Here is a 26,728-nt window from a genome sequence, read left to right as displayed (position 1 = left end):
CGCCCCGCCGGTGCGCGCCCGGTTGAGCCGCCGTCACTTCGGGACGGCGGCCAGCCCGGTGCAGCCGCGCAGGCCGTCGCGGCGCTGCTGGGCGGCCTTCGCGGCGTTGCCGGTCTGCGGGACGGGCACGCCGCGGCCGTCGATGTGGGCGGGGGTGAAGCTCTCGCCGGTGACGCGGCCGTCCGCGGTGACGGTGAGCGTGGTGACGCCGGTCTCGTCGGAGGCGGTGTAGTTCGAGGTGCCGTACCAGAGGAAGTTGCCGAAGCCGTACGACACGTAGGTCTTCCCGAGCATGCCCGCGCCGAGCATGGTGTGGGCGTGGGTGCCGACCACGGCGGTCGCTCCGGCGTCGGCGAGCTTCTTGGCGAGGCTGGTCTGCGCGCGGGTCGGGCAGGCCACGCCCTCGTCGCCCCAGTGCAGGTAGACCAGGACCACGGGCGCCTGCGCCTTCGCCGCGGCGACGGCGTGCAGCAGCGCGTTCTCGTCGAGGGCGGAGGCGATGCCGGGCTTGCGGGCGCCGGCCCGCCACTTCTGGTTGGTGATCTCGTTGACCTGACTGGCCGCCAGGACGGCGACCTTCACGCCGCGCACGGTGGTGACGTACGGGGCGTACGCCTCCTCGGCGTCCTTGCCGATGCCGATCACCGGTATCGGGGAGGCCGCCTTGGCGGCGAGGGTGTCGGCGAGGCCGTCGGGGCCGAAGTCGACGGCGTGGTTGTTTGCCTGGGAGACCACGTCGACGCCCGCGTCCTTGAGCGCGTCGAGCGCCTTGGGCGTGGTGCGGAAGGTGTAGGTCTTGGGTTCGGCCTTGCCGCGGCTGGTGATCGCGGTCTCCAGGTTGAGCACCGCGAGGTCGGCGGCGGACAGCGTGCCGGAGATCGGGCCGAGTGCGGTGTCGGCCTTGGCGGCGCCGAGACGGGAGGCGGTGCGTCCCTCGAAGTGGACGTCCCCGGCGAACGCCACCGTGATGCTGCCGCCCGTGCCGGTGCCCGCCGGAGCGCTCCCCTCCGACGCTCCGGGGGCCGGTCCGGTGGGCGCGGCGGTCGCGGCGCCCGTGGGGTCGGGCGTGGCGGACGCCGGGGCCGCGGTGGCCGTGCCGGTGGCGGCCCGGTCCGCGGAGGGTTCCGGTCCGCCGCACCCGGCGACGGTGCTGAGCAGCAGGACGGTGGCGGCGGCAGCGGCTGTGCCGACCGTGGTGCGGTGCATGAACGGACCCCCCGGCGGTTCGGTGACGACGCACTTTATCCGCGCCGCTCGAACACCGGAAGTCCACACCGACACCGAACGATCACGATCCGGGAACCGGATCGGACGGAAGCGGTCGCACGGCGCCCCGGGGCCGTCCGTTCAGGCCACCACTCCGGCGGCGCGCAGCAGCCAGCGGTTGGTCCGGCCGACCAGTCCGGCCCGGTCGAGCACCGAGACGACCTTCTGCGCCATCTCGACCTTGGTGGCCCGCCAGCGCGGGTTGGCACGGGCCGCGGCCTTGCCGACCTTGGGGTCGATGCCCACGGCGGCGTAGAGCCGGGGGTGGATCAGCGCGGTGGTGGCGTAGTAGACGATCAGTCCGATGAACAGCTGCTCGTACCGGCGGCGCACCGGGCCGAGGCGCTTGCGGACGAGCTCCTCGCGGGCGTAGCTGATGTGCCGGGCCTCCTCGATGACGTGGATCCGGGAGACCTGGCGGGTGAGCGGCTGGAGGGTGTCGTCGTTCATCACCTCGCGCTGGAAGGCGTCCAGGATCTCCTCGACGTACATGGTGCCGCCGAAGGTCTGACTGTGGGTGGAGATCGCCTTGAACAGCCGGCCGAGGTTGTGGGCGACGAACCCGGCGCCGTACGCGGGGACGCCCATCTTGGCGATCATGCGGGCGAACATGATCGAGTGCCGGCACTCGTCGGCGATCTCGGTGAGCGCGTACTGGACGTGGTTGCTGGTCGGGTCCCGGTCGAAGGCGTGGCGCAGCAGCATCTGCATGAGGATCTCCTCGAACCAGATGCCGACGCTGGCGATGGAGGCGACCTCGTGCTTGGAGAGTTCGATCCGCTGCTCCTCGCTCATCCGCTCCCAGAGGTCGGTGCCGTAGAGGGAGAGGTGGCGGGGCGGGCAGTAGTAGGCCCCGGGGACGGGGTCGGCGTCCCAGTCGACGTCCGTGAGGGGGTTGAACGAGAGCTTCGCGGAGGAGGCGAGCAGGCGTTCGGCGGTGCGCTCCCGGTCGGGGGCGGTGCGGGCAGGTTGGGGCGACATGCCGGCTCCTTCGCGGTGGGGGCGGAGAGGGTGGAGTGGTGGCACTGCCGTGAAGGTAGAAGTTATTAGACTTCCCGTCAATACAGTACGCACGAAGCGGCCCCGGCCGGGCCCTGACGGGCCGTCGCCCCCGGCACTGCCCAGCGCTCCCCGGCCCTACCAGCCCGCCGGGTCCTGCCAGGCCGCCAGCACCCGCCCGCTGGTGAAGCGCCGCCGCCGCCCGTCCACCGGGTCGGTGAACTCCAACGAGCGCGCCAGCAGTTGCAGCGGGCGCCGGTAGTCCTCCGGGTCGCCCCCGCCCAGCACCGCGGGGTAGAGCGGGTCGCCCAGGATCGGCAGGCCCAGCCCGTTCATGTGCACCCGCAGCTGGTGGGTGCGCCCGGTGCGCGGGGCCAGGCGGTAGCGGCCCAGGCCGTCGCGGGCCTCGGCCAGTTCGATCCGGCTCTCCGCGTTGGGCTCGCCGGGCACCTCGTACGCGTCGAGCCGACCGCGGTCCTTGCGGATCCGGCTGCGCACCACGGCGGGCAGCCGGGCCGCCGCGCCCTCCTCGTACCGGGCGACCGCCTCGTACTCCTTGACGGCCTCGCGGCGCTCGAACAGGCCCTGGTAGGCGCCGCGCAGCGCGGGGTCGGCGACGAACAGCACCACGCCCGCGGTGAGCCGGTCCAGGCGGTGGGCGGGGCTGAGCCGGGGCAGGCCGAGGTCGCGGCGCAGCCGGGCGAGGGCGGTCTCGGTGGCGTGGCTGCCGCGCGGGGTGGTGGCGAGGAAGTGCGGCTTGTCGGCGACCACGATGCGCTCGTCCCGGTGCAGGACCTCGACCGGGAAGGGCACCACGGGCTCGGGCGGTCCGGGTTCGCGGTGGAACCAGACGTGGCCGCCGGGCTCGTAGGGCGCGTCGGCGGTGACCGGGCCGTCGGCGGCGACGAACTCGCCGGCCGCGAGCATCGCGGCGATCCGCCCCTCCCCGGCGGCGGCGCCGTAGCGCTCCTCCAGGTAGGCGCGCACCGTCGGCCAGGGGCCCTCCAGCGGCAGTCTGACGTGCACGGGGTCGATGCCGTCGCGTTGCGGCAGCGGGCTGACGGGGGCGGGTTTCCTACGCACCACCGCGCGCCACCGGGGGGTTCGTCCGACGGGTGTCCATCCGGTCCACCCTAGCGGCAGGTCACCCGTCTGGGCGCGGGCGGCCCGCCGTGCGACGATGGCAGGGCGGTGACCGCCCCCGGAACGGCAGGTGGCCAGATGGACACCGACAGACAGCGCACGGCACACCGGACCCGCCCCACCTCCCCGCTCGCGGCAGGTGGCGCGCCGGTACCGGACGGCCTGCTCGCGATCCCGGTGGCCACGGCGCTGATCGCGGCGGACGGCCGGATCCTGCACTGGAGCCCGGACGCGGAGGCCCTGCTCGGCTTCCCGGCGGACCTCGCGGTGGGGACGCGCGCGGCGGACATCCTGGTCGGCCCGGAACGGCGCCCGGAGGCGCTGGAACTGTTCGCCCGGATCCTGAGCGGCCGCCCCTGGGCCGGGGTGTTCCCGGTGCGGCACCGGGACGGGCACCTGGTGCGGCTCGACTTCCGGACCTACCCGGTGCTGGACCGCAGCGGCTCGCCGATGGTGCTGGCGGTGGCGTCCGACGTCAGCGAGGTGCGGCGGCTGGCGGCGGACCTGGCGCTGCTGGACGGGTTCTTCACGCAGTCGCCGGTCGGCATGGGCGTGCTCGACACCGAGCTGCGCTTCGTCCGGCTGAACGAGGCGCTGGCCCGGATCAACGGGCTGCCGGTGGCGCAGCACCTGGGGCGGCGGCTGACCGAACTGCTGCCGGGGATCGACGGCCGGACGGCCGAGGCCACGATGCGCCGCGTCATGGCCGACGGCCACCCGCTGGTGGACCTGCGGACGCACGGCTGGACGGCGGCCGACCCGGAGCGCGAGCACGCCTGGTCGGTGTCGACCTTCCGGCTGGAGCAGTCGGACGGCACGGTGCTGGGGGTGAGCACCACGGTGGTGGACATCACCGACCGCTTCGAGGCGGAGACCGTCGCCGAGGCCGCCCAGCAGCGGCTGGCGCTGCTGAACGAGGCCTCCACCCGGATCGGCACCACGCTGGACCTGGCGACCACGGCCCGGGAGCTGGCCGAGACCGCCGCCCCGATCCTGGCCGACACCGTGGTGGTGGAGGTGCTGGACGGCCTGGTGCGGGGCGAACCGCCCGCGCTGCCGGACCGCCGGGACCGGTCCGCGGTGCTGCGCAGGCTGGCGTTCCACACCGTGCCCGACAGCGGGATGACCGCGATCGCACCGGTCGGTTCGGTGCAGCGGCTGCACCCGAGCACGCCGTACGCGTGGGCGCTGTCGCACGGGCGGCCGGTGCTGGTGCCGCGCACGGACGGCGCGGCGATGAGCTGGTTCACGGACGACCCGGTGCGCGGCGGGGCGATCCGGGCCCAGGGGGTGCTCTCGCTGATGGTGGTGCCGCTGATCGCCCGGGGCGCGGCGATCGGCACCGCCACGTTCTTCCGCTCCCGGAACACGGCGCCGTACGGGCAGGCCGACCTGGCGCTGGCGAGCGAGCTGGCGGCGCGGGCGGCGGTGTCGATCGACAACGCGCTGCTGTACACCCGGGAGCGGGACGCGGCCGAGCAGCGGCAGCGGGCGCTGGAGGCCGCCGAGGCCGCCCAGCAGCGGTTGGCGCTGCTGAACGAGGCCTCCACCCGGATCGGCACCACGCTGGACCTGTCGATCACCGCGCAGGAGCTGGTGGACGTGGTGGTCCCGCGGTTCGCGGACTTCGTGACGGTGGACATCCGCGAGGCGGTGCTGACCGGCGAGGACCCGGAGCCGGTGCCGGAGTCCGGTTCGGTGGCGCTGCGGGCGGTCGCGGTGGGCGAGCGGGAGGGCGGCACGCTGCTGACCGGGGCGGCGGACCAGGTCGGGGAGACCACGCACTCGGCCAAGCTGTACGCGCAGGCGATGCGCACCGGCCGGTCGATCCTGGTGCCGCACGTGGACGAGGCCCAGCTGCGCCGGATCGTCGCGCACCCGGACCGGGTCCAGCCGGGCCTGGACGCCGGGATCCACTCGTACCTGATGGTGCCGCTGCTGGCCCGCGGCCAGGTGCTGGGCGGGGTGGAGTTCGTGCGGCTGGCGAACCCGGAGTCGTTCACCCCGGCCGACCAGGCGCTGGGCGAGGAGCTGGCGGCGCGGGCCGCGGTGTGCATCGACAACGCCCGGCTGTACCGGCGGGAGCGGGACACCGCGCTGACCCTGCAGCGCAGCCTGCTGCCGCAGGACGTGCACGGCACGCCGGGGCTGGAGATCGCGCACCGGTACCTGCCGTCGACGGTGGGCGACGAGATCGGCGGCGACTGGTTCGACGTGGTGCCGCTGACCGGCGGCCGGGTGGCGCTGATCGTCGGGGACGTGATGGGGCACGGCATCCGGGCGGCCGCGACGATGGGCCAGCTGCGGACGGTGGCGCGGACGCTGGTGACGCTGGACCTCGACCCGGCCCGGGTGCTGCGGCGGCTGGACGAGGCGACCGCGCAGCTCGGCGAGGGCCAGTTCGCGACCTGCGTGTGCGCGGTGTTCGACCCGGTGGACGAGGAGTGCATCCTGGCCTCCGCGGGCCACCTGCCGCCGGTGCTCTCGGAGCGGGACGGCGAGGCCCGGCTGGTGGAGCCGCCGCCGGGTGCACCGCTGGGCGTGGGCGGGGTGCCGTTCGAGTCGGTGCGCTTCCCGCTGCGCGAGGACGGGCTGCTGGTGCTGTACACGGACGGGCTGGTGGAGCGGCGCGGGCAGGACCTGGACGACGGCCTGGAGCTGCTGCGCAGGACGGTCACCGAGCGGCAGCCGACCCTGGAGCGGGGCTGCGACGCGGTGCTGGGGGCGTTCGGGTCGACGCTGGGGCAGGATGACGTGGCGGTGATCATGGCGCACGCCGGTCCGGTCGGCGCGGACCGGCTGGCGACCCTGGCGCTCTCCGGCGATCCGGCGCTGCTGCGGCACGCCCGGGCGTTCGTCCGGCGGACGCTGACCGGCTGGGGGCTCTCCTCGCTGGTGGAGCCGGTGGTGCTGCTGACCGGCGAGCTGCTGGCGAACGCGGTGCTGCACGCGGGGTCGCCGATGCAGCTGCGGATGTTCCGGGGGGCGCTGCTGACCGTGGAGGTGTCGGACGCGGACAGCCGGGAGCCGCGGCTGCGGCCGGTGGGCGAGCACGACGAGGGCGGGCGGGGGATGCTGCTGATCAACGAGCTGGCGCACCGCTGGGGCAGCCGGGCGACCCGGGACGGCAAGGTGGTCTGGTTCGAAATGGAGCTTCCGGTCCGATCGTCACACTGACGTCTCGTCAACTCCCTTGTGCAGCAGGCCCGTCAACCGTGCGCGTCGCCCCGTACGGCATCCGGCGGTACCGCGCTCACCCGTCGCGGCGGTGCCCTTGCCCCGGCCGGGTGACCGCCCGGCCCGCGGCGTGCGGCCCGGGCCCGCGGGCGCCGATGATCGTCGCGTCCGGCACCAACCCGCGTCCGACGCCGACGCGTTCGACGCCAAGCATGGAGAACTCGATGCGTTCCAGCCTCGCCAAGGTCACCACCGCCACCTTCCTCACCGGGCTCGCCCTGCTCGGTGGGGCCAGCACCGCCTCCGCCCACTGCCACCACCTGCACCCGCACGGGGCGCTGGCCGTCGGCGGCGACGCGGCGGCCCAGGGCGGCGACGCGGGCGCGGTGGGCGGCGACGCCTGGGCCGAGGGCGGCGACGCGCTGGCCGTCGGCGGGGACGCGGGCGCGCTGGGCGGCAGCGCCGGTGCGGTCGGCGGGGACGCCTGGGCCGAGGGCGGGGACGCGGGCGCGGTCGGCGGCGACGCCGAGGCGCTGTGCGGCTCGGCCCTGGCCGTCGGCGGCGACGCGCTGGGCAACGGCGGCGACGCCCTCGCGGTCGGCGGGGACGCCTTCTCCTCGCACTGACGCCCCCGGCGCCGCCGCGGCCGGGCCGGTCCCCAGCGGACCCGCCCGGCCGCGGCGCTGCTACGGGAGCGGGGTGACGTACGCCCCGGAGATGCCGCCGTCCACCAGGAAGGTGCTGGCGGTCATGAAGGAGGAGTCGTCGCTGGCCAGGAAGGCCACCGCGGCGGCGATCTCCTCGGGTTCGGCGAACCGGCCGAGCGGGATGTGCACCAGCCGACGGGCGGCGCGCTCCGGGTCCTTGGCGAACAGCTCCTGCAGCAGCGGGGTGTTGACCGGGCCGGGGCACAGCGCGTTGACCCGGATGCCCTCGCGGGCGAACTCCACGCCCAGCTCCCGGCTCATCGCCAGCACGCCGCCCTTGGAGGCGCTGTAGGAGATCTGCGAGGTCGCCGCGCCCATCACCGCCACGAAGGACGCGGTGTTGATGATCGAGCCCTTGCCCTGCCGCCGCATGTGCCCGATCGCGTACTTGCAGCACAGGTACACCGAGGTCAGGTTGACGTCCTGGACGCGCTTCCACGCCTCCAGGCCGGTGACCAGGATCGAGTCGTCGTCCGGCGGGGAGATGCCCGCGTTGTTGAACGCCACGTCCAGGCTGCCGTAGTGCGCGACGGCGGTGTCGAACAGCGCCCGGACCTGCTCCTCGTCGGTGACGTCGGTGCGCACGAACAGGCCGCCGACCTCGTTGGCGGCCTTGGCGCCGGTCTCCTCGTCGATGTCGGCGCACACCACCTTCGCGCCCTCGGCGGCGAAGCGGCGCACCGTGGCCAGGCCGATGCCGCTGCCCGCGCCGGTGACGACCGCCACCCGGCCGTCAAGTCGCTTGCTCATGTGGTTCATTCCTCCGTCGCGATGAAGACGTTCTTGGTCTCGGTGAAGGCGTGCAGGGCGTCCGGTCCGAGTTCGCGACCCAGGCCGGACTGCTTGAAACCGCCGAAGGGCGTCCAGTAGCGCACCGAGGAGTGCGAGTTGACGGACAGGTTGCCCGCCTCCACGGCCCGGGCGACCCGCAGCGCCCGGCCCACGTCACGCGTCCAGATCGACCCGGACAGGCCGTACTCGGTGGCGTTGGCGATCCGCACCGCGTCGCTCTCGCCGCGGAACGGGACCACCGCGACGACCGGGCCGAACACCTCCTCGGTGAACGCCCGGTGGTCGGGGGCGATCGGCGCCAGCACCGTCGGCGGGTACCAGAAGCCCGGCCCCTCGGGCGCGCTGCCGCGGAACGCCACCTCGGTGTCGCCGTCCACGTAGGACGCCACCCGGGCCCGGTGCGCGGCCGAGATCAGCGGCCCCATCTCGGTCTTCTCGTCCGCCGGGTCACCGACCCGCACCCCGCGGACCGCGCGCTCCAACCGCTCCAGGAACTCCTCGTGCACGCTCGCCTCGACCAGGATCCGGGAGCGTGCGCAGCAGTCCTGCCCGGCGTTGTCGAAGACCGCGTACGGGGCGGTGGCGGCGGCCCTGTCCAGGTCGGCGTCGGCGAAGACGATGTTGGCGCTCTTGCCGCCGAGTTCGAGCGTGACGGGCTTGACCTGGGCGGCGCAGCCCGCCATCACCGACTTCCCGACGGCGGTGGAGCCGGTGAACACCACCTTGCGGACGCCGGGGTGGGTGACGAAGCGCTGCCCGACCACCGGGCCGCGGCCGGGCAGCACCTGCAGCACGCCCTCGGGCAGGCCCGCGCGCAGGGCGAGTTCGGCCAGCCGGAGCGCGGTGAGCGGGGTGAGTTCGGCCGGTTTGACGATGACGGTGTTCCCGGCGGCCAGCGCGGGGGCCAGCGCCCAGGCGGCGATCGGCAGCGGGAAGTTCCACGGCACGATCACGCCGACCACGCCCAGCGGCTCGTGGAAGGTGACGTCCAGGCCGCCGGCCACCGGGATCTGCCGGCCGAACAGCCGCTCGGGCGCGCCCGCGTAGTACTCGATCACGTCCCGGGCGTTGCCGGCCTCCCAGCGGGCGTTGCCGATGGTGTGTCCGGCGTTGGCGACCTCCAGGAGGGCCAGCTGCTCGCGCTCGGCGTCCACTTCGGCGGCGAAGCGGCGCAGCAGCCGGGCCCGGTCGCCGGGCGCCACGTGACGCCAGCTCTCGAACGCCGCCCCGGCCCGGGCGATCGCGGCGTCGGTCGCGGCCAGGTCGGCCAGGTCGACGGTGGCGATCACCTCCTCGGTGGCGGGATTGACCACCTGGTACGGCTCGGGCCCCTCGGTCACCTGCTCCTCCTCGCTCTCGGTCCTGTTCCGTTCCCGCACCGCGGCCGCCCGCAGCAGCTCGGCGCGGCCGCGCGTCACAGCCGCTCGAAACCGCGGCGGCGCTCCCAGTCGGTCACCGCGGCGTCGTACGCGGCGAGTTCGACCCGCCCGGCGTGGACGTAGTGCCGCACGACGTCCTTGCCGAACGCCTCGGTGGCGGCCTCGCTGGACTCGAAGCGGTCGACCGCCTCGCGCAGCGTCGCGGGCACCCGGGGCGCGTCGGAGGCGTAGGCGTTGCCGGTGGACTCGGCCTCCAGCGGCAGTTGGTGCTCCACCCCGTGCAGTCCGGCCGCGATCAGTGCGGCCACCGCCAGGTACGGGTTGACGTCGCCGCCGGGCACCCGGTTCTCGAACCGCAGCGAGGGCCCGTGCCCGACCACCCGCAGCGCGCACGTCCGGTTGTCGCGGCCCCAGGCGATCGCGGTGGGGGCGAAGCTGCCCGGCACGTAGCGCTTGTAGGAGTTGACGGTCGGGGCCAGCAGCAGCGCGAACCGGTCGAGGCAGGCCAGCTGCCCGGCCAGGAAGTGCTCCATCGTCCGGGAGAAGCCGTGCGCGCCCTCACCGGGGAACACCGGGCGGCCCCGCTCGTCGCGCAGGCTCAGGTGCACGTGGCAGGAGTTGCCCTCGCGCTGGTCGTACTTGGCCATGAAGGTGAGGCTGACGCCCTCCTGCGCGGCGATCTCCTTGGCGCCGGTCTTGTAGACCGCGTGGTCGTCGCAGGTGGTCAGCGCGTCGGCGTAGCGGAACGCGATCTCGTGCTGCCCGAGGTTGCACTCGCCCTTCGCGGACTCCACCGTCAGCCCGGCCCCGGCCATGCCGGTGCGCAGGCGGCGCAGCAGCGGTTCGATCCGGGCCGTGCCGAGGATCGAGTAGTCGACGTTGTACTGGTTGACGGGCGTCAGGTCCTGGTAGTGCTTCTCCCAGGCGTGCTCGTAGCTGTCCCGGAACACCATGAACTCCAGTTCGGTGCCCACGTGGGCGCTCCAGCCGTAGCCCGCCAGTCGTTCCAGTTGGCGGCGCAGCACCTGGCGGGGGGAGACCGCGACCGGGGTGCCGTCGTGGTGGGCGAGGTCGCACTGGACCATGGCGGTGGCCGGGTGCCAGGGCACCATCCGCAGGGTGGCGAGGTCGGGGGCGAAGACCAGGTCCCCGTAGCCGTTCTCCCAGGAGGAGACGGCGTATCCGTCGACGGTGTTCATCTCCACGTCCACCGCCAGCAGGTAGCCGCAGCCCTCGGCGCCGCCGGTCAGCACCTCGGTGAGGAAGTACCCGGCGTCCAGGCGTTTGCCCTGCAGCCGGCCCTGCATGTCGGTGACGGCCAGCACGACCGTCTCCACCGCGCCCTCGGCCACCAAGTCCCGCAGCCGCTCCACCGTGAGCCGTGTCCCGGTCATCCGCCCACCACCTCCGCCACCCGGCCCGCCGCACGCGGACCGGTCCGCCACAGCGACGATGATCCCGCCCCCGGCCCGGGCGCACCAGTGCCCGCGCGGGTGTCGCCCTTTCCTGATCAACCGTCAGAAGATCATCACTGCCGATGAGATGACCGGTAGTCAGCTCTCCAGCTCCCCTCCGCCCTCCCCCGGACCCGAAATCCGATTGCCCCGGGCGCCCGGACCTGCTTCGGTGGCGCGTGCCCGCCCGATCCCGTCCTCCCCGGAGCCCGCCACCCGTGTCCTTCCGTCTGACCGCCCTCACCGATCCCGCCGACGGCCCCCGCTCGCGCCGCCTCGCCTGGCTGGCCGCCGCCCCGGACGGCACCCCGCTCGGCAGTGCCTTCCTCCGGCTGTTCACCTCCCCCGGCCAGGCCCACCTGGGCGAACTCACCCTGGACGTCCACCCGGCCGAGCGGCGACGCGGAGCGGGGTCGGCACTGCTCGCGGCCGCCGTGGCCGCGGCCCGGGAGGACGGCCGCGACACGCTGCTGGCCCAGGCCGTCGAGGGTTCCCCGGGCGATGCGTTCCTCTCCGCCCGCGGCTTCGCGCGGGCCCTCGTCCTCGACTTCGGCCGACTGGACCTGACCACCACCGCTCCCGGTCCTGCCACTCCCCCTGCTGTCGAACTGCCGCCCGGCTACCGGCTGGTCTCCTGGGTCGGCAGTTGCCCCGGGGAGTGGCTGGCCGCCTTCACCCGCTCGCGCACCGCCATGGACGACATGCCGATGGGCGACACCGGGTTCGGCACCGTCGCCTGGGACGAGGAGCGGGTGCTGTCCGCGGCCCGGGCGGTCGCCGACCGGGGCGAACTGCTGCACACCGTCGCGGTGCTGGAGACGGCCACCGGCGAACTGGTCGGCTTCAGCGAACTGGTGCTGCCCGCCGACCGCTGCGGTGACGCCCAGCACTACGGGACCGCGGTCCAGCCCGCCCACCGCAGGCGCGGCCTGGCCCGGGCGATGAAGGCCGAGGCGATCCGCTGGACGCGGGCCGAGCACCCCGGGATCACCGGACTGCTCACCGACACCGCCGAGGACAACACCGACATGCTGGCGGTCAACCGCGCCCTGGGCTACCGCAGCACCCACCGCTCCGTCGAGTTCCGCCTCTCGCTGCCCGGGTAGGCCGTCCCGTCCGCTCAACCCACCTGTTCCACCCCCCCGTCCGGCTGCGCCCCCGCACCGGCCGTGCTCACGGCGCCCCCGGGCCCCGGGGCGGCCCACCGGCCCGCCGCACCCGCGACCAGGGCGGTGCCGACCGCGAAGGCGAACAGCACCGGCCGGTCCTGCGGCCGCAGGCGCCGGGCCAGGCGCAGCAGCAGGCCGTCGACCGGCCGGAGCGCGATCAGCAGCCCGCCGAGCAGCGCCGCCAGCAGCAGCACCCACACCGGCCGCCAGGCCCACCAGGGGGCCGAGCCGACCTCCGGTTCGGGGGCCAGGTCGGTGAGGTAGAAGGCTGCTCCGGCGGCCAGCACGGGCACCATGTGCCAGAGGTACAGCGACATGCCGGCCCGGCCGAGCGGTTCGACCAGGCGGCCCGCCCGCCGCCGGGCCCGCAGGGTCCGCTCGGCGTAGGGGGCGAGCAGCAGGCACAGCCCGCACTGGGCGAACAACCAGGCCAGCATCGCCAGCGACGGCGGATCGGTGTTCGAGACCTCCTCGCCGCTGACCAGGACCAGGCTGACCGGGAACGGCCCGAACCCGACCAGCGCCGCGTACCCGGCGGCACCGCCCGTGGTCAGGGCTGCCGCGAACGCCGGACGGGCCGCCGGACCGCCCTCCCGCCAGGCGAAGCCGAGTTGGTAGGCGACGGCCCAGGCCAGCAGGTGGTTCAGCAGGCCGACACGGTGCGCCGCGTCGGTGCCGACGCCGAGCACCAGCAGGTCGACGGCCGCCCCCGCGGCGGCGAGGGCCGCGACCGAGCCCAGGCCCCAGCGCCGGTGCAGGGCGGCCAGCCAGGGTGTCAGCGCGCTGATCACCAGGTAGACCGGCAGGAACCAGAACTGCATCGCCAGGGCCCATCCGATCATGCCGAGCAGCGCCGGATCCGCCCCGCACGCCCCCGCGACCGCCAGGCCGCCCAGGGTCGGCAGCAGGTACGCGGCGGTGGGCAGCAGCAGCCGCAGGGCCCGGCCGCGGATCCAGCCCGCTGCCGTACCGTCCCCGGACCGGCAGCGGTTCCAGGAACCGGCTGCCGCGTAGCCCCCGGCCAGGAAGAACACCGGCATGACCTGGAAGCCCGGGGTCAGCCACTGCGTCCACGGCACGGCCACCATCAACTCGGGTGCCGTCAACGCCACGTCGGGTTCCCGCACCAGCGCGGTGATCAGCCAGTGCCCGAGCACCACCAGCACGATCGCCCCCGCGCGCAGCAGGTCCACGTACCTGCTGCGGTCCGTTCCGTCCTCCACGCCCTTCCCCCGTCCTCTTCCCGTCTCCGGTAGCGGTCATCATCGCCAGCACCCCTCCGCCTCCGCCGCCCCGGCGCGTTGTGGTTCGGCCACAACCCTCCCTCCGGGTCGCGCCCCGTCGTGCGCCCCGTCCTTCTGCCGCCGTCTCCGGGCCGGAACGTGATCGCGCGGTCAAACCCTGGTCAAGGATGAGGTGGTGGGGGTGGCGGGGGCCTATCCTGGTCGCGCAACGACAAGACACCTCGTTCGGTGAGGCGTCTTCACGGACACAGGCCACTGATCCCACCCGTCGAGAGACGCTCCGGATCAGGACAGGTCTCCCCGGCCCAAGGGGTGACCCCAAGTGGCTTCCCCGCTGCCGGGGACACGCCGTGGAGTGCCAAAGCTCTGACGAGACTGGGGTGTGCCGGGCCGCCGCGGCCCGGTCGCCTGCCGCGCGGCCGCGAGTCGGACTCGTCGGCCAGGACCGGGAGGAGGCGAGATGGACAGCAGTAGTCCGGGGCACAGTCGGCCCCTCACCGTTGCGTCCTCTCCGCTGTTCCGCGGTTCGAGGCAGTTCTCCTTCCGCTGATCCGGTTCTCCGTGGTCCCCTTCCGCCGGTCCCGTGCTCCGTGGGCGCCGAGCGGACGCTGAGTGGCCGGGTGCACCGGTCGTCCGTCGTGTCGGCCGCTGTGCGACCGGCTCGTCGGACTGCCGCCGACCCGATCCGTGCCGCGCCGGCGCTGCCGGGGCCGCCTCCGGCAGCAGTTCCCCGCTGCCCGGAACCGGCCGCCACCGCCCGGAAGACCGATTCCACCGGACCGGCAGCCGCCGGACCCACCACCTGCCAGACCGTTCCGCCGCGCCCTCACGCCTTCCGGCGCGGGGTGGCCGACGGCCGGTGAACGGTAGGACCGGCGCTGCCGCCGGTCCTACCGGCACACGGCCGCGTGCTCCGGTGGCGCGCCCGGACACCGGTTCCGGGCACCGCGGCCGAACGCAGCTGCTGGACGCGCGGCCGGGTGGTGCGGCCGGGCGGTGCCCGTCGGCCGTGGTGCGGGAGGAACTGCTGCGAACCGCCCGTCCGCCCCGCCCTGCCGGGGCAGAGGAGGTGTTCCCCCATGGCCACCAACACACTGTTCGGTTCCACCACAGCCCGGCTGCGCGACCGCCGGGTCACCCTCGACCACCGGGCCACCGCCGGCCGCGCGGTGCGGTCCTCCCTCGTCTCGTTGGCCGGGCTGATCGGGGCGCCGGTCACCAACCAGGCCGGTGCCGAGGTGGGCCGGCTGGCCGACGTGGTCGCCCGGTTGTACGGCCCGGACCCGTACCCGCCGGTGACCGGTCTGATCCTGCGGATCGGGCGCCGCCGGGCCTTCCTGCCCGCCGACGCGGTCGGGCGGCTCGGCGCCGGGCACGTCCGGCTCCGGACGTCCCGCGTCGACCTGCGGGACTTCCAGCGCCGCCCCGGCGAGGTGCTGCTGGCCCGCGACGTGCTGGACCACCAACTCGTCGACGTGGACGGCGTGCAGGTCACCCGCGCCGCCGACCTGTACTTCGCACCACTGGCCGATCGGGTGGTGCTGGTCGGGGTGGACGTGTCGCTGCCGACCCTGCTGCGCCGACTCGGGCCGCGCCGCTGGCAGGCCCGGCCCACCCCGGAGCGCGTCCTGGACTGGCAGTCGGTCGCCCCGTTCGGCGAGCAGGCCACCGAGGGCCCGGCCGAGGTGCGGCTGCGGGCCTCCCGCTCGGCCCTGCACCGGCTCCGTCCGGCGGACCTGGCTGACATCCTGGAGGACCTCGGCCGCAGCGAACGGCAGCAGCTGCTGGGCTGGTTGGAGCCCCAGCAGGCGGCCGACGCGCTGGAGGAGATGGAGCCCGCCGAACTGGAGAACCTGCTCCGCGAGACCCGGCCGGAGCACGCCGCCCGACTGGTCGACGAGATGGAACCCGACGAGGCCGCCGACGCACTGCGCGACCTCCATCCGCGCGAACGGGAGACCCTGCTCGACCGGATGCCCAGCGAGGAGGCCGCCGAACTGCGCGGTCTGCTCGCGCACCGGGAGGGCACGGCGGGCGGTGCCATGACGACCCGTCTGGTCACGGCCCGGCCCGAGCAGACCGTCGCCGAGGTCCGCGCCGTTCTGGCCGCACAGGCCGAGCACCGCACCGAGCTCGACGCCGTCGTGGTGCTGGACGCCGCCGACCGGCTGGTCGCCGACGTGCCGCTGTTCGACCTGGCAGTGGCCGAGGACAGCACCCCGGTCGCCGACCTGGTGGCCTGGCTGGCCCAGTTCGGCCCGACCGTCACGCTCTCCCCCGACACCCGGCTGGCCGAAGCCGCGGACCGACTGGTGGCCGCCCGCAAGTCCTCCCTCCTGGTGGCCGACGAGGACGGCCGACCGCTCGGCCGGATCCTCGCCGACGACATCCTCGACGCCCTGCTGCCCGAGCGCGGGCGCCTGCACTTCCGGAGGTTCCTCCAGTGAACGCCCGCACCGACCTCGGCCCGGTCGACCCCACGGCCGCGTCCGCCACCACCGGTTCCGTTCCCTCCCCGCTCCCCTCCGGGGCGTCCGTCGGCTCCCTCCCGGCCCAGGCGGGCCCAGCCACCGCTCCGGTTCCCGCCGGGCCCCAGGCTCCGCCCCGGCGGCGCGGGCTGCGCCGGGTCGCCGCGGTGGCGATGGTGGCCGGCCCCGGCCTGGTCGCCGCCAACGCGGGCAACGACGCCGCCGGCATCGCCACCTACGCCTCGGCCGGTTCGCAGTACGCGTACGGCACGCTGTTCTTCATGGTGCTGGTGACCATCGCCCTGGTGATGGTCCAGGAGATGGCCGTCCGGCTCGGCGCGCACACCGGCAAGGGGCTCGGGGCGCTGATCCGCGAGCAGTTCAGCCTCCGGCTGACCGCACTGGCCGTCGGCTGCCTGCTGCTGGCCAACACCGGCCTGGTGGTCAGCGAGTTCGCCGGGATCGGCGCGGCCTTCGAACTGCTGGGCGTTCCGAAGTGGGCGGTGGTGCCGCCCGCCGCCGTGCTGCTGTGGGCACTGGTGCTGTTCGGCTCCTACCGCTGGGCGGAGCGGATCTTCCTGGTGATGTCGCTGGCGTTCTTCTCCTACCCGGTCGCCATGGTCCTCGGGCACCCGCACTGGGGCGAGGTCGGCCGGAACCTGGCGGTGCCGCACCTGCAGCCGTCCAGTGACTTCGTCCTGCTCGCGGTCGCGCTGATCGGCACGACCGTCAGCCCGTACATGCAGTTCTACGCGGCGGCGGGCGTCGTGGACCGGGGCGCGAAGCCCGAGGACTACAAGCTGATCCGGGCCGATGCCGTGCTCGGTGCGGTGTTCGCCTGTCTGATCAGTCTGACCATCGTCATCGCCACCGCCTCGGCGATCGGCGGAACGGGACCGCTGCAGTCCGCCGCCGAGGCCGCCCGGGCGCTGGAACCGGTGGCCGGGCCGGGAGCGGAGCTGCTGTTCGCCTTCGGGCTGCTCGGTGCCTCGGCCCTCGCCGGGGCGGTGGTGCCGCTGTCGGCGAGCTACGCGATCGGCGAGGCCGCCGGGGTGGAGCGGTCGGTCTCCCGGCGCTTCCGGGACGCCCCGCTGTTCCTCGGCGTGTTCACCGCGCAGATCGCCCTGGGCGCGATCGTGGCGCTGACCCCGGTCGACGTCATCCAGTTGCTGATCGGCACCCAGGTGCTCCAGGGGCTGATCAGTCCGGTCGTGCTGGTGTACCTGCTGGTGCTGACCAACCGGCGCTCCCTGCTCGGTGCCGCTGCGAACGGCCCGCGGTACCGGATCGCCGCGACCGCCGTGGTCGTCGGGGTGGCGCTGATGTCCACCGTCCTGCTGGTGCAGACCGTCCTGGGGTGGTTCGGCCTGGCGTGAGCACCGGCCCCGGCGGGGGCGGAGCACCGACAGCGCACGCCCCGCCGCCCACCGGAACCGGCCCTGCCCCGGCTCGGTCGTCCCCATCCTTTCCTCCCCTCCTGCGGCGTGTCGGCCCGGTCCCGCGGGCCGACACCCCGTCCGGTAATCCGTTTGTCTCCAGGTAGCCGCCCTGACAGGCTGCCTGTCATGTCTGTTCACGAACCGCCGACCACCCTCACCGCGTTCTTCACCGACGGCCGGCTGACGTCGGTCCCGCGCAAGCCCGCCCGCCGCACCGCCCTGCTCGAGCACCTCGCGCACACCCTCTTCGACCCCGAGCGCTCGTACACCGAGCAGGAGGTCAACGAGGTCCTGCTCGCCGTCCACTCCGACACCTCCATGCTCCGCCGCTACCTGGTCGAGACCCTGCTGCTGACCCGCACCCGGGACGGGTCGAGCTACCGCCTCGCCGTCACCGCCCCGGCCGACGGGCCCACCGCCCCTGCGGGCCCGGACGGCGCTCAGCCGCCCGCCGCGTAGCGCCAGAACTCCCGCATCAGCGGCGGCGGGGTGGGGCTGGTCATCTCCCGCTGGGTGAGCAGCACCGTCACCAGCCCGGTCGACCGCACCACGTGCGCGGCGGTGCCGGTGCCACCGACCCAGCCGTAGCGGCCCGGTGCGTTCCACGGTTCGCGGCGGACCACGTCCACCGAGCCGCCGTAGCCCCAGCCCTGCCCTTCCAGGAAGAGTGCGCTGTCCGCGCGCTGGCGCTCCGTCAGGTGGTCGGTGGTCATCAGCCGCACCGCGCCGAGGGAGAGCACCCGCCGTCCGTCCTCGGCGCGGCCGCCCGCGCGCAGCATCCGCAGGAACGTGAACACGTCGTCGAGGGTGGACACCAGGCCGCCGGCCCCGGAGGGGAACGGGGGCGGGGTGCTCCACTGGCCGTCCGGTGGGTCGGCCACCTCCAGCGTGCCGTCCGGGGTCGGACGGTAGAGCGGGCCCAGGCGGTCGGCTGGCGCGTGGAAGGCCGTGTCGGGCATGCCCAGGGGGTCGAACAGCCGCTCCTCCAGCACCTGGTCGAGCGGTTGGCCGGTCGCCCTGGCGACCAGGACGCCCTGGATGTCGGAGCAGGTGTTGTACAACCAGCCCGCACCGGGCTGGTGGAGCATCGGGATCCCCGCCAGGACGGCCGTCCACTCCTCGGGCGGGCGGACCCGCTGCGGCTGCGGCGGCCCCTGCCCCAGCTCCGTGACCAGCGGGGCCAGCGCGGGCAGGCTGAAGTCCGCCGGGAAGCCGTAGCCGGCCCGCGACTCCAGCACGTCCCGCACCGTGAAGGGACGGTCGGCCGGGACGGTGTCCGTCACCGGGGCGCCCGGTGTCCGCACCACGCGCCGGTCGGCCAGCTCCGGCAACCAGCGCTCGACCGGGTCGTCCAGCGCGAGCGCCCCGTCGTCGACCAGTTGGAGCACCGCCGCGGCGGTGACGGGCTTCCCCACCGAGGCGATCCGCACCAGCGACTCCCTGCCCAACTCGCCCGCGGCGGCCGTCTCGACCTGCCCCTCGCGGGCGACCAGGGCGACCGCCCCGGGCACCGCACCGTCCGCGACCCAGCGGTCCAGCAGCGCCTGCAGGCCGCCCGCCCCGCGCACCTCGTGCACCTCGTGCACCTCACGCATGCTCGTCCCCTTTCGACACCGGTGCCCGATCGGCACCGTCCGCACCTTCTGTCTCCTGCTGAGGAGAGTGTGCCCGGCCCCCACCACCCGCCCACCTGACGATCGGATACCGTTCGCGCGCCGATCGGCTGACGCACCGTCAGCCGATCGGTTGACCCCGGCATCAGCCGGTGGATGCTTTTCCGCGGCGCGCCCACCCGCCGCCGTCCGCTTCCGCCGTTCGGGTGCCGCGCGCGAGTAGCGTGGCCCGCACCCTTGACCACCGCTGGGCCCGGAGGTTTCGATGTCCGACCTCGTGTTCATGATGTCCGTGTCGCTCGACGGCTGCTTCGCCGGTCCCGACGGCGAGCTGGGGTGGCAGCTCATCGACGAGGAGCTGCACGAGCACTTCAACCGCCGACTGGCCGCGATGAGCGGCTTCCTCGACGGCCGCGTCACGTACCAACTCATGGCCGCGTACTGGCCCACCGCCGACCAGGACCCGGCCAGCACCCCGCCGGTGGTCGAGTTCGCCCGGATCTGGCGGGAGATGCCGAAGACGGTCTTCTCCCGCACCCTCGACCACGCCGACTGGAACACCAGGATCGCCCGCACCGTCGACCCCGAGGAGATCACCGCGCTCAAGTCCTCGTCCGCGTCCGACCTGGCCGTCGGCGGCGCCGTCCTCGCCGCCGAACTCCGCCGACTCGACCTGATCGACGAGTACAGCCTCTACGTCCACCCGGTGGTGCTGGGCCGCGGCCGCCCGCTGTTCCCGCCCTCCGACACCCGCACCGACCTGGTGCTCGCCGAGACGCGCACCTTCGACAGCGGCGTCACGCTGCTCCGCTACCTGCGCCGCTGACCCGGCCCCGGCCGCGCACCGCCCGCCCGACCAGGTCCCGCACCCGCAGCGTCCGCACCCGCAGCGCCCGCACCCGACCGCAGGAGGCGACCACCGAACCACGGGACACCGGAAGCCGGACACCGGAGCTCGTCGCACCTCGTCACGGCGTGCTCGGACCCGCCGACTTCGACGCGCCCGCGGGCGCCCCGGCGGACCCGGCGGAACTCCCGTGCCCCGACGCACCGCCGGAACCCGAACCCGCACCGCCGCCCGGCGAGCCGGACGAACCCGGTGAACCGGACTGACCCGACGAGCCCGGGCCGCCGGACGGAGGAGCCGACGACGCTCCGGAGGAGGGTGCCGAGGAGGAGGCCCCGGAGGACTTGCCCGACCCGGAGGAACTGCCGGACGCGCCCGAGCCGGACGCACTGGGCGAGGCCGACCCGTCGGTTCCGCCCGTCCCGCCCACGGGGCGGTCGAACTGACGGCCCGTCGCCTGGTCCACCAGCACGATCTCGGTCACCGGCGCCGGTGCGGGTTGCACCGTCACCACCCCGTCCGGGTGGAACGAGGGCCAGGCCGTCCCGGTGTACGTGCCGCCCGTGCCGCTCGGTGGCGTCAGCGGGTTGCCGCAGGCGCAACGCACCCGCGGCACGCCCTGGCTGTCGACCAGCACGGCCGTCCCGGACTGCAGGACGGCCTGGTAGGCGGGTGCCTGCCCGTTCTCGTAGCCGTGGTTGGTGACCCGGGTGTCCTGGCGCAGCACCACGGGCGTCAGGCCGTTCAGGTAGCCGTTGATCTGCGAGCTGTCGATGCCCTCGACCCCGGCCCAGGCGTGGGCCTTGTCGCTGTTGGCGGCGAGGTACCCGGAGAGTTTCGGCACGTCGCAGCTGGCGACCTCGCGGGTTCCGCCGTACAGGCCGGGTTGCCCGCCGTTCACGGTGCCGCCGGACGCGCTCGGGCTCCCGGCCGTCGAGGCGGCCGGGGACGAGGCGGAGCCGCCGGAGGGGGCGGAGCCCGCGGCCGAGGTGGACCCGCTCGGCGAGGCCGAGGAGGGCGTGCTGCCGTTGGCGACCGAGTCCGTGAAGGGTTTCTGCCCGGAGTCGGCCACCGGCTGCATCTCGACGGCCTGCGCGCTGCTGCCGCCGCCCGACCCACCGGTGGCGACCACGCCCAGGGCGATGCCCAGCCCGGCGACGAGGACCGCCCCGGCGAGCACCGGCCCCCTCCGCCACCACGGCTTCCCCCCGCCCCCACCGCCACCGGACGACGCCCCGCCCCCGGCCGTCGGGCGCCCGCCGCTCGGCGGCACCCCGCTCCCCGAGGCCCCCGCCCCCTGCGACCCCCCGGAACCCCCCGACAGCTCAGAACTCCCCGAAGCGGCCGACGGACGCAGCCCGCCCGCCGACAGCGGCCCGGAGGGCGGCCCCGCCGGCTCGCTCCCGCTCCCGGAAGCACCGGGGGCAGCGGGGGAGGACGCCGCCGCACCACCGACCCCGACCCCGAACGCACCACCGACCGGCGGCGGACCGCCCGCGCCGCTCCCGGTCGGCGGCCGCACCACCTCCGTGGGCTGCGGTTCCCCGACCGGTCCCCCGGTCGATGCCCTGCCCGCGTCCCCCGCACCGGCCCCGCCCGCACCGCCCGCCCGTTCCACCAGCTCGGTCGGCTGCCCCTCCGGAGCGCCGGTCGAACCACCGGTCCCCGGCTCACCGGGCCCGGCCCCGGCCACCGTCGCTCCCGGCCCGACCACCTCGGTCGGCGGTCCGGCCGTTCCGTCCACCAGTTCGGTGGGGCGGTGCGGCGGCGGGGCCTGGGCACCGTCGTTCTCGTTGTCCGGTTCTTCGGGCTGCCGGGGTGTCGGCTGCTCAGTCACGGGGCTGCCTTCCGGTCGGACTCCCCCGAGTCCACGTGCGCACCCACCATTGTCCGCCCGCCCCTCCGAACCCGCCGCCCCACGACCCCGCACCCGCCCCACACCCCGGCCCCGCACCCGCCCTACCTCCCGCTCCCACCCCGCGCTACCACCATCCGCACCACCACCACGCCGCTCCGGGCCTCCCGGCCGCCCCGCCTGCGGCGACTCGCCGTCCGCCGCCCCCTGTCGGAAGCTGGAAAGGTCGGCCGGTCCGGGCCGACGCCGGGGGGCTGCGCTCGAAGGGCCGGTGAGGCGCGTGTCTGGTGCCGCCACTCCTGCGAACTCCCACCAACCCCTGCCGCCACGCTCACCCGCTCCCGCCCCCTCCCCGTCCGACCGGCTGTCCGCGCCCGCGGCCGTCGCGGTCTCCGCGCTGGTGACGGTGGTGGGGGCGCTCGCGGCGATGGCGGTGGTGGCCGCGCTCGGCCTGTGGCTGGCGGGCGCGGACGGGTTGCCGGGCGGTGGGTTCGGTCCGGTGCTGGCGGCGACGCTGCTGATGGCGCTGGGTGCGCCGGCCCGGTTGGACGGCGGTGCGGCCTTCGTGGCGACCGCGCAGGGCGGGCTCTCGGCGATGCCGCTGTCGGTGACGCTGGTGGGGGCGTTGGTGGCGGCGTACCTGTTCCTGCGGCCGCTGCGTCGGCACGCGGTGGTCGGCGGGCGGTTGCTGCTGGCCCGGGTGCTGGCGCTGGCGGCCTGCTGGGTGGTGGCGGTGCTGCTGCTGTCGGCGGCGGCGCGGCACTCCTTCACGGTGTCGACGGGTGAGCCGCTGCTCGACGAGCTGGGCGGGGCGTTCGGTGCGGCGCCGGTGGTGGGGTTCCGGGTGGATCCGGGTCCGGCGGTGGGTTTCGGTCTGCTGTGGTTGGCGGTGGTGGTGCTGTTGGCGTTGGCGGCTTCGCGTCGGGCGCCGCTGCCGACCGCCCTGGTGCGCTGGCACGGCACGCTGCGGCCGACGGTGCACGCGGTGCTGGTGCTGCTGCTGGTGTACGTGGTGCTGGCGCTGGTCGGGGGCCTGGTGGCGGCGGTGACGGGGAGCCAGCCGCGGGAGACGTTGGCGGTGGTCCTCCTGGGCCTGCCGAACCTGGCCTGGTTGGGGTTCGGCGTGGGCCTGGGCGCGTCCTGGCACGGTCACGTCACGGACAGTCTGGGTCTGCCGTTCCCGCACCCGTTGGCGGCGGTGCTGCGTTCCGGTCAGGACGTGACGCTGGACCTGGGCGCGTTGGCGGAGCAGAACGGCTGGGCGTGGCTGCTGCTGCCGCTGGCGGCGCTGCTGGTGCTGGCCGCGGGCGCGGTGTCGGTGGCCCGGACGCGTCCGGTGCTGCCGGTGTGGCGCTCGGTCGTGCAGTGGGCGGTGGTGCTGGCGCTGGCGGTGCTGGCGGTCGGCCTGGTGACGCGGGTGTCGGCGGTGTTCGGGCTGTCGCTGCTGGGCCTGGGCGGCGGGGGCCGGACGGTGCTGGAGCCGGACCTGCTGACGGCGGTGCCGATCGCCGCGGGCTGGGGCGCGCTGGCCGGCCTGCTGGGTGCGCTGCTCGTCCGCCGCTCCCGGCGCCGCGGCGCGGCCCCGCCCGGTGCCGCCGCCGGGCGGGGCCCGACGACCGACCGGGCGGGGCGTCGGAACCGCTAGCGCGGGTCAGCCGTCGATGCGGTGCTGCACCCAGAAGGGGGCCAGGTCGACGGTGGTGGCGGCCTGCGCGGCGGCCTTGAACTCGGCGGTGGTGGAGATCCCGTACCGGTGCGCGGCCGCGTAGTCGTGCAGCAGCGTGGTCATCGCGCTGTCGCCGATGGTGCGGCGCAGGTCGTGCAGGGCGCACTTGCCGTAGCCGTAGACGACGGTCGAGTAGCGGGAGGGGTTGGCGTCCCAGTAGGCCATCGAGTTGCTGATCTTCTCGGCGGAGGAGGCCCAGGAGGTGCTGGCCCAGCAGTTGGTGCCGGTCCTGCCGAGGGCGAGGTCGGTGGCGTAGTCGGTGAACGCCTCGTCCAGCCAGGGGTTGTTGTACTCGTCGTCGCCGACGATGCCGTACCACCACTGGTGGCCGATCTCGTGGGTGAGCGCGGTGGTGGAGACCAGGTCGAGGACGAAGCCGGGGTACTCCATGCCGCCGAACCAGAAGTTGTTGTCGATCACGGCGTCGAGTTCGCCGTAGGGGTAGGCGCCGAACCGTGCGGCGTGCGCGTCCACGGCGCTCTTCGCGGTGGTCAGCATGGACTGCGCGTCGCCGGAAGCGATGCCGCTGACCGAGTAGACGTTGATCGCGGTGCCCGCCGCCGAGGTGCCGGAGGTCTTGCTGAACGGCCCGGCGGCCCAGGCGAACTCGCGGACGTGCTCGGCGGTCGCCTTGGTGACGGTCCGCCCGGCGCTGCCGGGGGTGTCGACGGAGGTGCCGGTGGCGGGGACGAGCAGGCCGCTGGGGTGGTCGAGGGTGACGGTGTAGTCGGAGGCGAGGGTGTAGAAGGACTCGCCGTTGTTGGTGTACGGGTCGAGGTGCCACCCGGCGCCGTCGCGCACGGCGAGGACGGGCAGGGCGTTGCCGACGAAGGCGAACGCGCCGTCGCGGCCGAAGCGGTCCGCGCCGGTGGGGACGGCGATGGTCAGGTCGAAGCCGAGGCTGCCGCTCTGGCCCTGGGCGAGCGGCGCGGGCAGGGTGACCTTGAGCGCGGTGCAGTTGACGCCGAGCGCGCCCGCGGTGCCGCCGGTGAGGTTGCTGACGGTGACGGGGGTGGTGGGGCAGGCGCCGTGGGCGTTGTCCCACAGCCTCAGGTACACCTCGGTCAGCGGGGTCGCCGAGGGGTTGCCGAAGGCGATGCTCTGGTGGCCGGTCCAGGTGGCGCCGCTCGCGTCGCTGCTCAGGCTGACGGTGTACCCGGCGGGTGCGGGGGTGCGGGTGGTGTCGGTGGTGGGGGGCGGGGTGGTGGTGCCGCCGGAGACGTCGAGCGCGAGGTCGTCGAGCACGAAGCTGGTCTGCAGCCCGGAGTCCTCAACGCCGGTGAAGGAGAGGCTGACGGTCTGTCCGACGTAGGCGGAGACGTCGATGCTCTTCTTCAGGTAACCGGTGGCGGCGTCCAGGTTGGAGTAGGTGGCGAGGGTGGTGCCGCCGAGCTTCGCGGTCAGCTTGTCGTACGCCGTGGTCCTGCTGGTCTCGGCGGTGTCGACGTGCAACCAGAAGCTCAGGGTGGCGCCGGTGCAGCCCGCGGGGAGGGTGACGGTCTGGCCGAGCGTGTCGGTGTGCGCGGATCCGTAGCCGTCCAGCCAGGCGTAGGAGGTGCCGCCGTGGGGGCTCTGGCTGCCGCTGCCGGTGATCACGCCGCTGGACGAGGTCCAGGGCGAACTGCCGGACTCGAAGCCGCCGTTCACCACCACCTGGGCCGGGGTGCAGGCGGCTGCCGGTGCGGTGGCGGCCTGCGCGGCGGAGGCGGGCCCGGTGGCGGTCGCGGCGCCGGCGGCCGCGAGCACGGTGGTGCCCAGGACGGCGACGGCGCGGGTGGCGAGGGCGCGGAGTCTGTTGCTCATGGTGCTCCTCTCGGTCGCCAGGGTCTGTGGGGGCCCTGGCCGAGGGGCAGACTGCCAGCAAACCTCCACCTCTGAAAGGTTCATGCCACGGATCGTTACGCCGGGGAACCGCCGAGGACCGCCGGGGAACGCGACGGGGCACGACGGACCGACCGCTCAGGGGTCGAACACCGGCCACGCCCAGGCCGGTGGCAGCGGCGGCCGCCCCTCCCGGGAGGGCCCCTCCCGGAAGGCCCCGCGCACCGCCCTCCCCTCCCCCACCGCCGCCCGCAGCTCCGCGACGAACTCCAGGCAGCTCCCGTACCGCGCCTCGGGCCGCTTCGCCATCGCCCGCTCCAGCACCGCCCCCACCCCGGCGGGCAGGTCCGCGCGCCGCTCCCGGACGTCCGGCGGCGGGTCGTTGAGGTGCGCCCAGAGCAGCGCCAGGTCGTCGTCGCGCAGGTAGGGCGGGCCGCCGGTGAGCATCTCGAACACCACGCAGCCGAGGCTGTACACGTCGCACCGCCCGTCCACCGGCTTGCCGGAGATCTGCTCGGGGGCGACGTAGTCGAGCGTGCCGACGAACTGGCCGACGCTGGTCAGGCCGGTCAGCGAGAGCGACTTCTTGGTCAGCCCGAAGTCGGTCAGGTAGGCGTGCTCGGGGTGGTCGGGGTCGGTGCCCTCGGCGATCAGCACATTGCCCGGCTTGACGTCCCGGTGCACCAGTTCGCGGGCGTGCGCGGCGTCCAGCGCGCTGGCCACCTGGACGGCGATCCGCACGGTCTGGGCGCCCGTCAGCGGCCCCTCCCGGTCGAGCAGGGCGCGCAGGTCGCGGCCGCGGACGTACCGCATGGCCAGGTAGAGCACGCCCTCGACCTCGCCCGCGTCGTACACCGGGACGATGTTCGGGTGGTCGAGCGAGGCCGCGATGTGCGACTCCCGGACGAAGCGCTTGCGGAAGGTCTCGTTGCGGGCCAGTTCGGGGGCGAGCAGCTTGACCGCGACGGTGCGGCCGAGCCGCAGGTCCTCGGCGCGGTAGACCACCGCCATGCCGCCCCGCCCGAGCACGTGCTCCAGCCGGTAGCCCGCGAGCGTGCGGCCGTCCAGCTCGCCCGGCTCGGCGGCGGCCAGGGACGGTTGCTCGGGCGGCTCCCCGGGCATCGGCGGTCAGCCCCGGTCGGCGCGGTCGGCGGCCGCGTAGGTCTGCAGCTGGGTGGCGTCGCAGTAGTACCAGCGGCCCCGGTCGAGGTCGAGCAGCCAGGCGTCCGGGCCGTCCAGGACCGCGCCGAGCCGCAGGTCGCGGGTGCCGTCGCGGAAGGTCTCCAGGTCGATCCGGCCGGCCGCCCAGTCGTCGACCAGCCGCCGGTAGGTGGCCAGCGAGCGTTCCAGCGCGGCGAGCAGCGGACGCGGGTCGTCGGTGGTGGCGAGCGGGGCGCCGGTGGCCGGGGGCCGCTGCGGGAGGGCGACCAGCAGCCGTCCGTCGACCCACGCGGACCAGCCGTTGGAGCAGACGATCCGGGCCCAGTTGCCGTTGGTCCGGGTGAGCGCGACCGGCAGCAGGGGGTCCAGCGGCACCCCGACCGCGGCCGGGTCGGGGGCGGTCCAGGTCGGCATGCCGTCGGCGGGGACGACGTGGGTGGGCCGGAACCCGTCGGGCGTCGCCATGCG

At 74.8% G+C, this 26,728-nt stretch carries 20 protein-coding genes and 1 riboswitch; of the genes, 8 read left to right on the top strand and 12 right to left on the bottom strand.

The annotated features are described in order from the left end of the window. Positions 1-33 precede the first annotated feature (33 nt). From QSK52_RS16950 to QSK52_RS16940, 3 genes are all read right to left on the bottom strand, one after another. Positions 34-1,206, bottom strand: coding sequence for a CapA family protein (locus tag QSK52_RS16950; protein ID WP_285736912.1), 1,173 nt, complete (start codon positions 1,204-1,206; stop codon positions 34-36). Positions 1,207-1,347: 141 nt separating this feature from the next. Beyond that, positions 1,348-2,247 (bottom strand): AurF N-oxygenase family protein, encoded by a 900-nt coding sequence (locus tag QSK52_RS16945; protein WP_285736911.1) that lies wholly within the window; start codon positions 2,245-2,247, stop codon positions 1,348-1,350. Positions 2,248-2,403: 156 nt separating this feature from the next. After that, positions 2,404-3,351 carry a pseudouridine synthase gene (locus tag QSK52_RS16940; protein WP_285736910.1) on the bottom strand — a complete coding sequence of 316 codons (948 nt, stop codon included), beginning with the start codon at positions 3,349-3,351 and terminating at the stop codon, positions 2,404-2,406. A 135-nt stretch (positions 3,352-3,486) separates the two neighbouring features. Between QSK52_RS16940 and QSK52_RS16935 the strand changes: the two genes are divergently transcribed. Next, positions 3,487-6,585 carry a SpoIIE family protein phosphatase gene (locus QSK52_RS16935; protein WP_285736909.1) on the top strand — a complete coding sequence of 1,033 codons (3,099 nt, stop codon included), beginning with the start codon at positions 3,487-3,489 and terminating at the stop codon, positions 6,583-6,585. A 224-nt stretch (positions 6,586-6,809) separates the two neighbouring features. Next, positions 6,810-7,211: a hypothetical protein gene (locus tag QSK52_RS16930; protein ID WP_285736908.1), complete on the top strand. Its 402-nt coding sequence runs from the start codon at positions 6,810-6,812 to the stop codon at positions 7,209-7,211. Between the two features lie 60 nt (positions 7,212-7,271). Here the strand turns inward: QSK52_RS16930 and QSK52_RS16925 are convergent, their stop codons facing one another. From QSK52_RS16925 to QSK52_RS16915, 3 genes are all read right to left on the bottom strand, one after another. Continuing rightward, a complete protein-coding gene (locus tag QSK52_RS16925) occupies positions 7,272-8,051 on the bottom strand; it encodes a 3-oxoacyl-ACP reductase (protein ID WP_285736907.1) in 780 nt (259 codons plus the stop codon). Further along, complete coding sequence (locus QSK52_RS16920) at positions 8,048-9,424, bottom strand: aldehyde dehydrogenase family protein (protein ID WP_285736906.1); 1,377 nt, start codon at positions 9,422-9,424, stop codon at positions 8,048-8,050. Before QSK52_RS16920 ends, QSK52_RS16925 begins: the two co-directional genes overlap by 4 nt. A gap of 74 nt (positions 9,425-9,498) precedes the next feature. Then, complete coding sequence (locus QSK52_RS16915; protein ID WP_285736905.1) at positions 9,499-10,857, bottom strand: glutamine synthetase family protein; 1,359 nt, start codon at positions 10,855-10,857, stop codon at positions 9,499-9,501. Between the two features lie 278 nt (positions 10,858-11,135). Here QSK52_RS16915 and QSK52_RS16910 point away from each other — a divergent pair, with 278 nt between their 5' ends. After that, positions 11,136-12,023: a GNAT family N-acetyltransferase gene (locus QSK52_RS16910; RefSeq protein WP_285736904.1), complete on the top strand. Its 888-nt coding sequence runs from the start codon at positions 11,136-11,138 to the stop codon at positions 12,021-12,023. Positions 12,024-12,037: 14 nt separating this feature from the next. Here the strand turns inward: QSK52_RS16910 and QSK52_RS16905 are convergent, their stop codons facing one another. Beyond that, positions 12,038-13,309 carry an acyltransferase family protein gene (locus QSK52_RS16905; RefSeq protein WP_285736903.1) on the bottom strand — a complete coding sequence of 424 codons (1,272 nt, stop codon included), beginning with the start codon at positions 13,307-13,309 and terminating at the stop codon, positions 12,038-12,040. A gap of 234 nt (positions 13,310-13,543) precedes the next feature. Then, positions 13,544-13,717: riboswitch (M-box (ykoK) riboswitch) on the top strand. A gap of 692 nt (positions 13,718-14,409) precedes the next feature. On the opposite strand from QSK52_RS16905, the gene QSK52_RS16900 reads away from it, so the two are divergent. The 3 genes from QSK52_RS16900 to QSK52_RS16890 all read left to right on the top strand — a co-directional run bounded on the left by QSK52_RS16900 (position 14,410) and on the right by QSK52_RS16890 (position 17,696). Further along, complete coding sequence (locus tag QSK52_RS16900) at positions 14,410-15,777, top strand: magnesium transporter MgtE N-terminal domain-containing protein (protein WP_285736902.1); 1,368 nt, start codon at positions 14,410-14,412, stop codon at positions 15,775-15,777. Then, complete coding sequence (locus QSK52_RS16895; protein ID WP_285736901.1) at positions 15,774-17,174, top strand: NRAMP family divalent metal transporter; 1,401 nt, start codon at positions 15,774-15,776, stop codon at positions 17,172-17,174. Before QSK52_RS16900 ends, QSK52_RS16895 begins: the two co-directional genes overlap by 4 nt. Before the next feature lie 189 nt (positions 17,175-17,363). Further along, on the top strand, positions 17,364-17,696 hold the full coding sequence (locus QSK52_RS16890; protein WP_285736900.1) for a DUF2087 domain-containing protein: 333 nt from the start codon (positions 17,364-17,366) through the stop codon (positions 17,694-17,696). On the opposite strand, the gene QSK52_RS16885 is transcribed toward QSK52_RS16890, so the two are convergent. After that, positions 17,678-18,832 (bottom strand): serine hydrolase domain-containing protein, encoded by a 1,155-nt coding sequence (locus QSK52_RS16885; protein ID WP_285736899.1) that lies wholly within the window; start codon positions 18,830-18,832, stop codon positions 17,678-17,680. The two genes, QSK52_RS16890 and QSK52_RS16885, sit on opposite strands and share 19 nt — an antisense overlap. A gap of 283 nt (positions 18,833-19,115) precedes the next feature. On the opposite strand from QSK52_RS16885, the gene QSK52_RS16880 reads away from it, so the two are divergent. After that, positions 19,116-19,676 carry a dihydrofolate reductase family protein gene (locus QSK52_RS16880; RefSeq protein WP_285736898.1) on the top strand — a complete coding sequence of 187 codons (561 nt, stop codon included), beginning with the start codon at positions 19,116-19,118 and terminating at the stop codon, positions 19,674-19,676. Between the two features lie 142 nt (positions 19,677-19,818). Here QSK52_RS16880 and QSK52_RS16875 read toward each other — a convergent pair whose 3' ends face one another. Beyond that, positions 19,819-20,877 (bottom strand): DUF6777 domain-containing protein, encoded by a 1,059-nt coding sequence (locus QSK52_RS16875; protein ID WP_285736897.1) that lies wholly within the window; start codon positions 20,875-20,877, stop codon positions 19,819-19,821. 955 nt (positions 20,878-21,832) lie between these two features. On the opposite strand from QSK52_RS16875, the gene QSK52_RS16870 reads away from it, so the two are divergent. After that, a complete protein-coding gene (locus QSK52_RS16870) occupies positions 21,833-23,197 on the top strand; it encodes a streptophobe family protein (RefSeq protein WP_285736896.1) in 1,365 nt (454 codons plus the stop codon). A 6-nt stretch (positions 23,198-23,203) separates the two neighbouring features. Here the strand turns inward: QSK52_RS16870 and QSK52_RS16865 are convergent, their stop codons facing one another. From QSK52_RS16865 to QSK52_RS16855, 3 genes are all read right to left on the bottom strand, one after another. Then, positions 23,204-25,081: a M1 family aminopeptidase gene (locus QSK52_RS16865; RefSeq protein ID WP_285736895.1), complete on the bottom strand. Its 1,878-nt coding sequence runs from the start codon at positions 25,079-25,081 to the stop codon at positions 23,204-23,206. A 156-nt stretch (positions 25,082-25,237) separates the two neighbouring features. After that, the gene (locus QSK52_RS16860; protein WP_285736894.1) at positions 25,238-26,221 is read right to left on the bottom strand and encodes a serine/threonine-protein kinase; all 984 of its coding nucleotides are present in this window, start codon (positions 26,219-26,221) and stop codon (positions 25,238-25,240) included. 6 nt (positions 26,222-26,227) lie between these two features. Then, positions 26,228-26,725 carry a hypothetical protein gene (locus QSK52_RS16855; RefSeq protein ID WP_285736893.1) on the bottom strand — a complete coding sequence of 166 codons (498 nt, stop codon included), beginning with the start codon at positions 26,723-26,725 and terminating at the stop codon, positions 26,228-26,230. Positions 26,726-26,728 lie beyond the last annotated feature (3 nt).

The organism is Kitasatospora phosalacinea (assembly GCF_030268885.1).
Classification (GTDB): domain Bacteria; phylum Actinomycetota; class Actinomycetes; order Streptomycetales; family Streptomycetaceae; genus Kitasatospora; species Kitasatospora phosalacinea_C.
Note: the sequence above shows the minus strand (reverse complement) of the source record. Positions and strands in the feature narration are given on the sequence as shown.